This window comes from Uliginosibacterium gangwonense DSM 18521 (assembly GCF_000373965.1).
GTDB classification, from domain to species: domain Bacteria; phylum Pseudomonadota; class Gammaproteobacteria; order Burkholderiales; family Rhodocyclaceae; genus Uliginosibacterium; species Uliginosibacterium gangwonense.
In genome coordinates, this window is the sequence record NZ_KB892834.1 from 290,946 (window position 1) to 303,798 (window position 12,853).

A 12,853-nucleotide genomic window follows, 5' to 3' on the forward strand; every position below is an offset into this window, starting at 1 on the left:
AAAAACAACTCAAGTTGAAACTCATGCTTTCTTATTAAAGCCTTCCATCAGAGCTGTACCAAATGCCCCCATACACGCAAAAAACGGAATAATTGGTAAAATATAACGTGCCTGAACGCCACTCCAGGAACTCGCGTCAAGAATGCCAAATAGAGCTACACGCGCAACGATCGCACTGACCATAAGAACAAGCATTAAGGCAACTCCCGAGAGCTTTCGCCGAACTGCCATTACCAACAAGCCGCCTACGGTTGCAAGGCAAAATAAATAGCCTACCCACTCATATACAGTGCACAGCTTCGATATCCATCTATCTGCTCGCAGAGACTTTGAATTAGACTCAAGGCTATCAATGCCAAGCAGAGCCCCCATGGATCCGCCAAAGTTTGCGGTTGCTCCCGCCTTTAACGCAGTAAGCATCACGCTTTTTTGCTGACCATCCGGTAACTGCAAATGCAGTTCGGTTGGCGCTTCGATACCCATAGACGAGACTGCGAACGCATAAGCACCCGGCACATCTGGCCGCGAATCCCCCAAACGTTGCCAGGCAAAGGTTGATTGCGCGCCCCCCAAACCGATCAAACTACCTGCGGGCGCGACAACCCAGCCGCTTAACTTTAATCGAGACGGTGGTGCCCTTCGGCCTGCAAGTCTCACAAACTCATCAAACTGAGTCGGAGATGCATTCTCTGAGGGCGATGCCAGACTGCTAACCGATGGCTGTACGACAAGCTGCGAGACATTGTAAAGAGATGAAGGCAGTGATGGCGCCCATTTTTCAAAGTCTGGATCAAGAAAAGAAGAAAGCATAAATTTCTTCTTCAGGCGTCCAGCGGCAAAAGCCAGTTCCAACTCGTCGGCAACCGCCCCATATTTTCTATCAGCGACCTTGGCACTGGCGTGCCATCCCGCATGAGCCGCAACATCGCGCAAGGCCCAGTAAAACCAGCCGTTGCCAATTTCGCCTGGCACAGCCGTGAACGCGCTTGAGATTGCAATCCACTGTTGCCCTGTAGCGCCTTCCATTGCTGGCTTTAACTCACTAAACGTAGGGCTTTCTTGGTATGCTCGCTTAATCATCTCCTTGGTGACCGTAATCTGTAGTGGGGTCCGGCCAATATCAATACTGTTCAAAGCAGCAACTGCTCGCTCATATCCCGGGGCCGCCAACTCGTAGCGGGCCCAAACCCCCCACTTCAGATAGTTAATTCCTGAAAGTAGAGCACCCAGCAAAAACGTCGAAAATAGAGGTGCGAGCAACAAGGGAACTACCAACGCTGGTTTATCAACACCGCGCCACCAACGAGGGCGATCTATCAAGGACCAGCCTGCCAGCAAAATAAGGGGGGCGGCCAATACTATGCCCTCCTTGCGCGTGTGGTAAGCAACTGCAAACCCAAACACATAAATAATGAGTGCGACTCGGCCACGAAGTGTTGTTTGGCCATCGCGGCAATTCCATAGCTCTATAGCTGCCGCGAGCACAGCAGCAGAAACAACCGTGAGAAATGTTTCTGCAAGCGCTCTATCAAAAACAATTATGATGTACGGATGAAATGCCAGAAAAGCGAATACAACACCACCTAACCAAGCTATACGTGTAAAGCGCTGAATGGCAAAAGCTAGATAACCGACTGCAAGTAACCAAAAAACATCAATTGCCAATCTTGCAGGCATACCGAGGATGTACAAAAAATCTAGCCATGCTGAATAAGTCGGGAGATGCATAAAAGACATCTCATTATAAGACCCACCCCATATTTTATTAAAAGCAGCATGAATATACCAATATTCATCATGAGGAGAATTTGTCGCTATAATATCGCGGTCGCCAGATAGATAAAGCCGCGCGATAATAACGAGTGCAATAAAGATCCACCAGCCTCTTCTGCTTAAGACATTTTTATTAATCATAAATTTTTATGTGGTTCTTCCACAATAAGCTGTGAGAGTCCATCTGCCAAGACACCAGCTTCTCTCTCCCACGACGTTTGTGAAGCAAATGCCAGCCCCGCCGCCCTCAGCCGATCAGCCAGAATTGGCGAATTAATGACTTGCAGGACGGCTTGCGCCAAACTTTCGATATTGGGTTCTGCAAGCATTGAATTTTCTTCGTTCAACAGCCATTGTGTATAAGGTGCTCGATTGCTGATCACAGGAACGCCGCATGCCATGAGTTCAAGCGGTAGTAAAGATAGGTTTGAACACGACAACACAAGGGCAGCATCGCATCGACCATACAACTGGGGCAGTTGGTTGATTTCGACCAGACCAAGATGTTCACAAGGAAACGGGATATCATAGTCCTTGACATCCCATCCGGCCAAAACAACGCGCATTTCTGGCATTAACCGCCAGACTTCCCTCAGGACAAGTATGCCCAGCTCGAAAGCTCTTCGAGCCGTTGGTGGCCTAGCATAAAACATAACACGACGAAATTTGTCTTGTCCACGTAACTCAGGCATTGGATGATATAGACTCCGATCATACGAAAAACCAAGAGCACGAGTACGCATTCCATAGTCTTGATTCAATTTTTTTGCGAGCCAACTACCTGCCGTAAAGGCAAAAAAACCAAATCGATAGGTATTCTCTGCAAGGATTGCATCAGTGCCTGCAGGATAAAACCATGGTTCAAAATCTTGCACAAAATAGCATTTTTCTTTGCACGCCTGAAATCGCCGGACGTAGTAGGCAGTGCGCCAAGATGTTGCCATGGCAAAGTAGGCCGCAGGCGTGTCTGCATTTAATCCTACATACACCGAGGCTTTGAGTGGGAAAAACCACTGTTCAATTTCTTTTTTTGCGCTCACAGCCGAAGTAGGCTTTGGCTCACCCACAATAATGATCCGGTTCTCGTAGCCCTTATCTTCCAGATATTTGATGAACCTCAGGATGTTCAAGTGACCGCCCGATCCTTTCCCAACCGCGGGTATGAACCAGTTAATGCTCTTGGAAGGCATCTGCTGCACATTAGCGGAAACATCTATCGCTGCGTCCAAAAGTTCATCGTATTGGCGCGTAGCAGATATTTTCCCGAATAGGTTACCGCTTTGCAGAAAACGAGAACTGATGGTTCGCCCCAAGGTTCTCCATCCGTTTTGCTTACCAAAGCGTAGCGCTTGCCTAGCTTTCCTTGCGAGGACGTTGGCATTCATTTTGTACCACTTTCTGACTCTGCCATCATCAATCGCCGATCACGAGACAACCGTAATCGAATATTCTGAGGAATGCGGTTGCCATTGGCACCAAGGTAATGGCCTATCACACGCATCAGGTTGTCAAGTGGCATTGACACGACATATCTGAAATGCGTTCTTATTAACTTGGTCTTTAACGAAAAGCTGGCATCACGCAAGGTGATGGCAATCAGGCTACGCATTGCATGGAGAAAACCTTGTCCATGCTTATAGCTAAAAAGTCTGTTTAGCGCAAAGCTTTCATCAAAGCTACGCTGCAGTCGTTCAATAAATCCATAGTTATGCGAGTGGTACACTACTGCGTCATGGGCATAGGCCTTGCGGAAACCAGCCTCAATTATGAGGCGCGCCCAAGCCTGATCCTCTGCAAAATCGACTTCGGGATAAGGTATTTCTTGCCAAACCGAGCGTCGTAGCATGGCATTGTTGTCGGAAAAGAAGTAGAGATACTGTCGGTAGCCTTCCTCACGCTCATAACGAATACGATCATCAAGCTCAATTACAGGCTTGGGTAGAAACCCAAGGAAATGTTGCTCCATCTCAATACGCGTAAAAGGTGAGGCATCTGGATACGCGATATGACGGCCAAAAACGCCCGCAATCTGGGTGTCAGTTTCTATTGCCTTCACCAACTCGGCAAGCCAAATTGGGTTAGCAGGAAGGGCGTCCTGTGTCAGCATCGCAATATAATCACCAGTCGTATTTGCAATCGCGAAGTTTCTCGTTTTACCGTGCCCAAATTCACTTGCGGGTATTTCAATCAGTCTGACTGTAGGGTAGCGCTTTACAAGATCAGCAGTACCATCAGTTGAACCCGAATCAACTACCAGCACTTCAAAGGGCCATGCTGTCTGCTGACTCATAAGCACATGCAATACGTGCCCCAACTGCGGCCCAGCATTCTTTGTGGGGATGACCACCGACACCTTAATCCCCTGTGCCACTTTGGTCATTTATTTATTACCTTGTGCAGCCATGCCGCCGTCTTGATAATTCCATCCTCTAACGTCACCTGTGGTGCCCATCCCAACTCCTGGCGCGCCAAAGAATTAGCCAGCACGCTCGTGGGCACATCAAATGGACGGCCAGGTTGGTAATTTCGAACCACCTTACGGCCCAGCACTCGCTCCAATAGAATGATCATTTCATTGAGACTGGTGCCCACGCCTGAACTGATATTGAAAACGGACTCTGCTCCATCGTAATCAACAGCGCGGGCAAATGCATCAGCGACATCACTGACATAGAGATAATCACGTGTAACTGTTCCATCCCCCCAAATTTCTATTGGCTGATTCTGAATGGCTTTACTCAAAAAAACCCCCACGGCCCCCTGTGCTGTTTCAACCCGCTGGCGCTCACCAAACGGGTTCGCAACCCGAAGAATATTTGCCTTGATTCCGTGAAGACTTTGATACATCAGCAGGTACTTTTCTATCGCCAGCTTGGTGATGCCATAGGAGACCCGAGGTTCGGTCGGATGACGTTCGTCGAGCGGCAGGTAAGTCGGATTGCCGTAAACAGTTCCACCAGACGAAATAAACACAATTTTGCGGACACGCTTTGCCACCATTGCACTAAGGAGCTGCAATGTGGCAACTAGATTAGTTTGTACGTCGTAGAGAGGATCGTCATTAGAGTTTTTAGGCAGTGTTGTCGAAACCAAATGCAGAACGACATCAACGCCATCTATCGCTTCGCTTACATCATGGACACTCATCAGATCGCCCGTAAGCCACTCGACTTTTTCATCATCCGAAAATTGACGATAGGGTTCCACCCGAGGACGCTCAAATATGCGTAACTCATGACGATCTTTGAGCAAACGGTCTGCAATTGTTGACCCTATAAAACCACCACCACCAAAAATAGTAATTTTCATCGTGTCAAACCAACAACATTCGTTGCGGCACTGCGCAAATTGTTTACAGAAAGAATCAAAGGAAATAGCCTCTCAATGGCATGCAGCAATGTGCCATCATAGGGCAGTGGTTCGTCAGGGTAATCGTTCCAATCCAGCTTCAAATTTACCAATGGAGCTAACGCTGAAGTTCTGGCCCAAAACATCGTTCCAACCGGAAAAATAAAATATTCAGGTAGTTCCTGAATATCAACACGTGCTGCAAGAGTTTCGGCGAAAACACGGTTGCTGCCCCAGCTCACTACGTACGGATCATCGGGGAAAACTATTCCAATTGATGTGTCAGTTATCATTTTGGACAAGATATGATCTGCCATCCCCTTCGATGCACCACCCAGCAAATTTTCCAACAAGAATCGATACCACGACTCACCCATCGCGGCATCCTTCACATCAGCACTCTTTTTTGTATGGATATGACCAACAAAATCATAGTTGGTCAAGAACTTCTCCCCAAATGTGGTGAGAAACGGCCCGATATCCCTACCACGATTCGGCACCAGCTGAATATCAACAACCTTGCCTTTGTAATTTTTGAAAGCACTCACAACCTGTTCACGTGCTTCCTCACTAGCGATGCTAACAAACAAGTCGGGGAGGATGCTATTGCCCAAAAGACGCGTCGCTATTTCAGGTAACAGCTCCGGGTAATAAGCATGCAAGTGCAACGCAATGCGCTGATTGTCAGGCAATTCACGGTTTTCCGCATTCGCCTCAACAATGACAGGGTAGTTCCATGGCCCCTCAGGGCACCCCGCGCGCAAATACTCTGCAAATGGGTCAGCACCTTCGATTGAAAGTCCGTGCTGCTCTAAGTAAATGCCGGGGTGAAAACCAGGAAAAGGTTTTCGGCGATCAATTCCACTGGCCCACGCCCGAACATAAGAGCGGACATGCTCTTCAAGAGACTGATTTTGCCGATGAGGGGGGCACGAAAAATCTGGCCGAAACAGACCAGAACTGAGAATTACTTTTGTATCTGCCTTCTCTTGTTGCGTACGATCGCAGACAACTTGAGCTAAATGCTCAAGACGAGCGACATACTCTTTCATACTGAAGTAAGCAATCGAAGCCTCCCGGCAACGATCTGCAACGTCCTTATGCAAAGTCGGGGAACTTGCCAAAGCCAGAATTTTCCCCGCCAAGTCAGCCGAGTCAAGATACTCCGCAACGCAATAATCCCGAAGGCCACTGTTAATCAGGAAATCTGCAATTCCGGTTGTCTTATTGAAGCAAAGCACGGGCACTCCATGCGCCATTGCATCAATCGCCACATTTGGTAATGGGTCTAGCCGCGATGAAAGCAGAAGCAGATCAGCAAGCTCATACGCGGTTTCAATGGCGATGGTTTCATCAACGAATAAAACATATTCCTGCAAGCCAGCACGACGAATTTGGTCTGCCAAATACACAGAATATCCAACATCATTGTCTGGATCGTATCCTTTTCCGATCCAGACGAAACGGCATTTATCCCCGCCTGGAGCGCGGAGAACACGGGCAGCACATTCGATAAACAGGTCAACGCCTTTGCGTAACTGCACGAACCCAGCCCCAAGGACAATCACCGAGTCCTCAGCAATACTCTTAGGCCGGATCAAGCGACGTATGCGCGCGCTCTCCGCTTGACGTTGCTCCTCGCTGAATTCCCCCACAGGCAACAGACATCGCCCTTGGGGAAGAATGTGAGCGGACCGCTTACCCAGATCAGGATATTCAGAAAATGCATTTTCCATGGTCACATTTGCGGAAAAAACGACCTCGCCAGACCAAAAAATAGCTCTTCTGAACGCGTCCCGGGGACGGGTATAGGAGGCAAATTCATGCACTAGGCTGATTGTGGGAACAAAATGTTCACCCAGTGCGGGTAGGACAACGCATGATTCGATACTGTTAACCAAAGCAAACTTGAATTTGACAGTCCCACACAACTGACCAACGATCAGATCTGCCAAAACAGGATTTCCCCTTAAATTCGGCGATATTATCACCGCCGAAGCCGATAGCTGGAACGCATTGAAAAGCGCACCACCCCCTAATAACAATACAACAACGTTATACTGCCCAACGAGTGCTTGGACGAGATTGAGGCTGAGTACGGGTGCTCCCGTTCTCGACGCTTCGTGACTGACCACTAGAATTGTCTCGCGATCAGCTTTGAGGTCTTGGTTCCCACAAAAGTCCAATGCCGGCAATGAAAAAATACGTCCCTCTTGATGACCGTGTAGCAAATAGTGTTCAGCCGCATCAAATCCCGCGTTTTTTACATCTGGGTTTAATTTCAGATACAGATTACGATCAAATCCTTCAGGCAGATCTGCACCTATTTGCGCAGTACGACTTCGCCTCAACAGAGCGATGAAACGTTTCAATAGTATTAAGTATGAGGATAGTTTCATGCCTCCCTCCTTCTAATGAATTGAGCTATAACCCGAAATGGTTTCGTTAAACGCCAACTTGGGGAATCTTCCATGGCAATAATGACTTGCTCGCGCTCCGCCAATTGTTGGGTTAGTGCACGAATCTCAGCTTGCCTGTCCTCCAGCTCTGTGCTTACACATGTGAGTTGCCTAGAGAACTCCGCCACTTGCTTTCCGTAAACCATTAATTCCCCATCCTTGTGCGTTACGGTCTCTTGCATCAATCCGAGGGCATCTTGCTGTGTGCGAATCTGCTCTGCAAATTCTTCTACTTGCTGTTGGTAAGCCGCCAGCTCACCATCCTTGTGCGTGATGGCCTCTTGCATCAATACGAGGGCATCTTGCTGCGCGCGCACCTGCCTGGCAAATTCTTCCGCTTGCTCTTGGTAGGCCGCCAGTTCACCGTCCTTGTGCGTGATGGCCTCTTGCATCAAGGCGAGGGTGTCCTGCAGTGCACGCACCTGCCTGGCAAATTCTTCCGCTTGCTCTTGGTAGGCCGCCAGTTCGCCATCCTTGTGCGTGATGGTCTCTTGCGTCAGGGCGAGGGTGTCCTGCAGTGCACGCACCTGCCTGGCAAATTCTTCCGCTTGCTCTTGGTAGGCCGCCAGTTCGCCATCCTTGTGCGTGATGGTCTCTTGCGTCAGGGCGAGGGTGCCTTGCTGTGCGCGCACCTGTTTGGCAAATTCTTCCGCTTGCTCTTGATAGGCCGCTAGTTCACCGTCCTTGTGCTTGATGGTCTCTTGCGTCAGGGCGAGGGTGCCATGCTGCGCGCGCACCTGTTTGGCAAATTCTTCCGCTTGCTCCTGGTAGGCCGCCAGCTCGCCATCCTTATGCGTTACGGCCTCTTGCATCAATGCAAGGGTATCTTGCTGTGTGCGAACCTGCCTGGCAAATTCTTCCGCTTGACTTGCGTATCTTCGTAACTCATTCTGAGCTTGCTGGAATCCAAGCCGAGTTTGCTGAAGATCTCTAGATATCTTGCGGATTTGCGACAGACGATCTCGACGAGGGTGAATCCACCACCAGGGTTTGTTTTCAATCTCATGCACATTCGCGAGCGCAAAAGCACATGAACTTGCATACTCTAAGATAGAAGCTATCTCAGGAAGACCAAATTCAGCAGGGTTATCTATGTCTCCTAATGCCACGTCCCAGCTTCCTGCTACAGCTCGTCGGGCTTCTGCAATACCCTTCCTCCAATGTGCGATTGCTCCGACATGATCTTTGTTGCCGATACAAAGTAAACCAAGTATCAAACAAGCTTCGACTGTCCTGTTGCAGAGTAGAGGACTAAAAGCCAACGCATCGATTGAAATGCAACGCTCAAATGCTAGCTTTGCCTTTGAAAATGCACCTTGCTCAATCCAGAGCTTGCCAAGAACAAAAAGGAGCGAAACACTCCACCGTACACCATGCGGAGTTTTTGGATGTCCTTCTAGGTAGGCCTCAATACGATGTTCAAGTGACTCAATTTCATCCCCATGCGCATTTCCACTGAAGGAAAGTTGATAAGCAATTACACACAGCGCAGCACCAACATCTGGCGTATCAGAAGGCGAATTGACGATGACCTGTTCCGCCAAATCAATTAGCGCTGAAGGATCACGCAGACGGTGGCCCGTATCAACCATACTCCGTACTAACCATGGATTCTGGTAGTCGCGCGAAAAGGTCGTCACATTCCAGGAGGGGGTGGAAAATGTCGGGTACGCCGTTTCGCGGTATGGCACGGCGGCCCCATCAAGCGGAGAGCGCATGGCAACAGCCAACCACCACTCAGCGTTTGGTTCCGTTCCATTCTTCGCTAAAGTAAGGGGAATCTGCTTCAGGGAACGCCCTGCGCTTTGCCAAGTCTTGCGCTCAGGCCCAACTTTGTACTGATTAGCAGTCTGGGCGACAAGCATCTCAAGAATAAAACTGGACTCAAGCTCCTTACGCAGTCGATCCAAAGTGTAAACATGAACATGAAATGGGTTCGGGTCCTCCCCCGTCTCATCGCTCCAATCATTGGGGACACTGGTGATAATGCGCCCACCGGGAGTCAACACACGGTGGAACTCCGCAAGCAGTTTGATATTTTCCTCAATATGCTCAAGCGTTTCGAATGAGACAACGACATCAACGGAATGATCCGAGATCTCCGCAAGTCCATCCGGCAACATCCCACAACGAAACTTAAGGCTAGACAAATCCGATGAAAAATTTCGTACTGCATAATCGATGGCGTACTCACTTCCATCAATGCCCAGTGTGCTTTTGGCGGTCGAAGCACATTGCAAAATGTAGCTTCCGTATCCAAGTCCGCACGCGGCGTCCAGCACCGTGTCCCCCGGTCGAATAAATTGGGTAGCCCATTGATAGCGGGCAACATGTGCATCGGAGCGCGCTCCTGTCTCTCGCAGCATGTCCATGTGCAGGTCACGCTCAGCGGCTAGTGCCGCTATAGGGTATCTAGACGCTGCAGCCTCTGGGATACACTCGAGCAGAACTGTGATTTGCCAGCCATCATGCTCTAGCAATTCGTAATCATTGACCTGATAGTAAGAGGGATGCTTTCTGAACCCCGCTTCAAAAAAACGTTGCTCCCACCAAGCTCTTGGCTTTACGGTCAGATGCCAATGGCCGTCGCGGTCAATAGTTGTCGCGATCCGAAAATAAACAGCGCGCCGTGACACTCTTCGTATCTCACGAAGAGACTGAACCACATCCTCTTCTGAAAGGTGCTCCAAGCAATCGGTGGACACGACGGTATCAAAAGCCCCATCTTTGAAGGGTAGATGGAGTACCGACGCTTTATGAAAACGTTCTGGGGCACTTAAGTTCGCATGATCAACGGCAAGTTGAGACACGTCCACGCCATGAGCATCAACACCCAGACGAAGCAACGCACGAACCAACTGGCCCATTCCCGAACCGATATCAAGAATCCGACCACCGCCACAAGAAAGAATGATTTCCTCTGCAAGTGCATCAGCATCGGCAAAACTTTGTTCTCCGAAGCGATCACCGCTGGCCCAATAATTGTCGTATACAGTAGCGTAATCAAATGCCATTAAAATTCCCAACCGGCTGGGCACTCATTTTGAGATCAACAACACCCCCAAAGTGGTACTCCCTGGGGTTCGTTGTTACTGTAAAAAATGCGGCTTCATCAATCCAATGAAGCATGTGTTGTTCGGCGTAGTACGGCTGCCCTTCTCTAGTAATCGCAGCCTGAACCTCATGAAGATTCGGGCCAAGACCACAGACAAAGTCAAAAGCGATAGCAAATCGTTCTTTGGCCTTAAAGGAACGTTTCCAAAAAACATCTCCCGTTGCTAAACCGGCGAGGATGGCCATATCCTGATTAAGAGTGCCCCATGAATAAATCTTTACGCCTTCTTTGTTCCTTAATCTCAATGCGACATTCAGATTGGTAAGTTCCTGGTGCGCGATGCACTCCACAACCACGCGAACCATTTCGCGGGGGTCAAAATGCGAACACCCCTCGCCCTTCGCATTGAGTACGACAACCTTTAATATCTCAGCTTCCATATCTCCAAACGAGAGCAACGCTGACCTCGTTTGTACACTTGCAGACTCGGTAGAGATAGATTCAACAGATTTCGTGTCAACAGCAGAAGGCAAAGTACTTACCACTGAGGGACGGTTCATCGCCCTAGTCTTCGCTGCCTTTTCTTTTAACGCAAGCGCCGACTCATTAAGTGCTTTAGTTTCTTCCTCGTGCAATTGCTTTCTGTATGCCAGCAATGTCTCCGCAGAATTCCCTATCATTTGCACTAAGCCTGTCCGAAGCAGGACAGCCCGATTAGTAAGCGTGCGAACTGACTCCTGATCGTGAGAAACAAAGAGGAGCGTCGTACCATTACTCGTTAGCCGTTCCATACGCTCGAAACAACGTTTTTGAAAGAGCGCATCACCAACGGCCAAGGCTTCATCGACAATCAAAATATCGGGATCGATACAAACTTGCACTGCAAATGCAAGCCGCACCAACATCCCGCTCGAATATGTCTTTACGGGCTGATTTATGAATTCACCGATATCGGCAAATGCAGCGATGTCGTCGAAACGTGCTTCAATTTCTGCATTGCTGAAGCCCAGCACTGCTGCATTCATATAAACATTCTCGCGCCCTGTAAATTCAGGGGAGAAACCAGAGCCCAATTCCAGCAGTGCTGCAATGCGGCCCGTAGTTTCAATACCGCCACAAGTAGGATTCAGCGTGCCGCAGATCATTTGCAGCAGCGTAGATTTACCGCTGCCATTGCGCCCAATAATACCGACGGCTTCGCCTTTTTTAATTTCAAAAGAAACATCTCTGAGAGCCCAGAATTCGCGGAAATATTGCTTAACCGGCTGCCCTCCTAGGCGTTGAAGAGGCGGTAGGACAAACTGCTTAAGGCGGTCTCGTGGGGTGTCATATATCTCGTATCGTTTACTGAGATTGGTAACACGGATAGCGATATCGCTAGAGGACATCAGCAAAACCCTTTCTGGTCTTTTGGAACCAGGCGTAGCCTGCCCAGACAACGGCGATAGCAGCTAGAGTGTAGACGCCCAAACCTGCCCAGTTCGGTAAATGGCCCCATATCAGCACGTCGCGTGCTTGTTCGATAATGAAGGTAAGCGGGTTAGCCATAATGAAAGGGCGGAACCCTACCGGCACTGCAGTCACTGGGTAAAAAACAGGCGACAGAAACATCAACACGGTGGTAATGATGCCGATGGTTTGTCCAACATCGCGCAAAAATACGCCGAGAGATGCAAGCATCCAAGCCAGCCCCGTGGTGAGGATGACCAGAGGCAGCAGAACCAAGGGAGCAAAAATCACCGTCCAGTGCAAGTAGCCATTAAAAAGTACAAAAGCAGCCAACAGCACACCAAGGCTGATCAAGCTGTGGAAGAGAGCAACGCCCATGGCAATGACGGGTAGTATTTCAATCGGGAATACAACTTTCTTGACGTAATTGACGTTGGAAAGAATTACTTCGGGAGCACGATTGATTACCTCGCTAAATAGGTTAAGCACGATCATGCCGACAAAAAGCACGACTGCGAATTGCGTTTTGGTATCGCCACCGCCAGCCCCTCCCCAGCGAGACTTGAAAATCTCTGAAAAGACAAAGGTATACACTGCTAGCATGAATACTGGATTAAAGAACGACCAGGCCAGTCCCATGGCTGATCCCTTGTAGCGTCCGACCACTTCGCGCTTGCTCATTTGCATGATGAGTTGGCGGTTGCGCCAGAGACTCTTCGCCAGTGCCATGAGGGACGTGGGTTGGGCGGAGTGAGGGTTTATCGTTGTG

The 12,853-nt window shown here is 49.2% G+C and carries 8 protein-coding genes; all 8 read right to left on the reverse strand.

All coding sequences use genetic code 11. The annotated features are described in order from the left end of the window. Nucleotides 1–21: 21 nt before the first annotated feature. From B145_RS0101350 to B145_RS0101385, 8 genes are read right to left on the reverse strand one after another with little or no spacing between them, the layout of a single operon-like run. Nucleotides 22–1,914 (reverse strand): hypothetical protein, encoded by a 1,893-nt coding sequence (locus tag B145_RS0101350; RefSeq protein WP_018604633.1) that lies wholly within the window; start codon nucleotides 1,912–1,914, stop codon nucleotides 22–24. Continuing rightward, nucleotides 1,911–3,158, reverse strand: a complete 1,248-nt coding sequence (locus tag B145_RS0101355; RefSeq protein ID WP_018604634.1) for a rhamnosyltransferase WsaF family glycosyltransferase — start codon at nucleotides 3,156–3,158, stop codon at nucleotides 1,911–1,913. Before B145_RS0101355 ends, B145_RS0101350 begins: the two co-directional genes overlap by 4 nt. Next, nucleotides 3,155–4,153 (reverse strand): glycosyltransferase family 2 protein, encoded by a 999-nt coding sequence (locus tag B145_RS0101360; protein WP_018604635.1) that lies wholly within the window; start codon nucleotides 4,151–4,153, stop codon nucleotides 3,155–3,157. The genes B145_RS0101355 and B145_RS0101360 overlap by 4 nt, the downstream gene beginning before the upstream one ends. Then, nucleotides 4,150–5,082 (reverse strand): NAD-dependent epimerase/dehydratase family protein, encoded by a 933-nt coding sequence (locus B145_RS0101365; protein ID WP_026258714.1) that lies wholly within the window; start codon nucleotides 5,080–5,082, stop codon nucleotides 4,150–4,152. The genes B145_RS0101360 and B145_RS0101365 overlap by 4 nt, the downstream gene beginning before the upstream one ends. Beyond that, complete coding sequence (locus tag B145_RS0101370) at nucleotides 5,079–7,520, reverse strand: rhamnan synthesis F family protein (RefSeq protein ID WP_018604638.1); 2,442 nt, start codon at nucleotides 7,518–7,520, stop codon at nucleotides 5,079–5,081. Before B145_RS0101370 ends, B145_RS0101365 begins: the two co-directional genes overlap by 4 nt. Continuing rightward, nucleotides 7,517–10,594 (reverse strand): methyltransferase domain-containing protein, encoded by a 3,078-nt coding sequence (locus B145_RS23995; RefSeq protein ID WP_018604639.1) that lies wholly within the window; start codon nucleotides 10,592–10,594, stop codon nucleotides 7,517–7,519. The genes B145_RS0101370 and B145_RS23995 overlap by 4 nt, the downstream gene beginning before the upstream one ends. Continuing rightward, nucleotides 10,584–12,023 carry an ABC transporter ATP-binding protein gene (locus B145_RS0101380; RefSeq protein WP_018604640.1) on the reverse strand — a complete coding sequence of 480 codons (1,440 nt, stop codon included), beginning with the start codon at nucleotides 12,021–12,023 and terminating at the stop codon, nucleotides 10,584–10,586. Before B145_RS0101380 ends, B145_RS23995 begins: the two co-directional genes overlap by 11 nt. Then, nucleotides 12,013–12,813 (reverse strand): ABC transporter permease, encoded by an 801-nt coding sequence (locus B145_RS0101385; protein WP_018604641.1) that lies wholly within the window; start codon nucleotides 12,811–12,813, stop codon nucleotides 12,013–12,015. Before B145_RS0101385 ends, B145_RS0101380 begins: the two co-directional genes overlap by 11 nt. Between the last annotated feature and the right edge of the window lie 40 nt (nucleotides 12,814–12,853).

What these genes read in the sequence shown, in the direction of transcription:
- B145_RS0101365 (WP_026258714.1), bottom strand. Translation starts at nt 5,082, where the DNA reads ATGAAAATTACTATTTTTGGTGGTGGTGGTTTTATAGGGTCAACAATT.
- B145_RS0101385 (WP_018604641.1), bottom strand. Translation starts at nt 12,813, where the DNA reads ATGGCACTGGCGAAGAGTCTCTGGCGCAACCGCCAACTCATCATGCAA.
- B145_RS0101380 (WP_018604640.1), bottom strand. Translation starts at nt 12,023, where the DNA reads ATGTCCTCTAGCGATATCGCTATCCGTGTTACCAATCTCAGTAAACGA.
- B145_RS0101350 (WP_018604633.1), bottom strand. Translation starts at nt 1,914, where the DNA reads ATGATTAATAAAAATGTCTTAAGCAGAAGAGGCTGGTGGATCTTTATT.
- B145_RS23995 (WP_018604639.1), bottom strand. Translation starts at nt 10,594, where the DNA reads ATGGCATTTGATTACGCTACTGTATACGACAATTATTGGGCCAGCGGT.
- B145_RS0101370 (WP_018604638.1), bottom strand. Translation starts at nt 7,520, where the DNA reads ATGAAACTATCCTCATACTTAATACTATTGAAACGTTTCATCGCTCTG.
- B145_RS0101355 (WP_018604634.1), bottom strand. Translation starts at nt 3,158, where the DNA reads ATGAATGCCAACGTCCTCGCAAGGAAAGCTAGGCAAGCGCTACGCTTT.
- B145_RS0101360 (WP_018604635.1), bottom strand. Translation starts at nt 4,153, where the DNA reads ATGACCAAAGTGGCACAGGGGATTAAGGTGTCGGTGGTCATCCCCACA.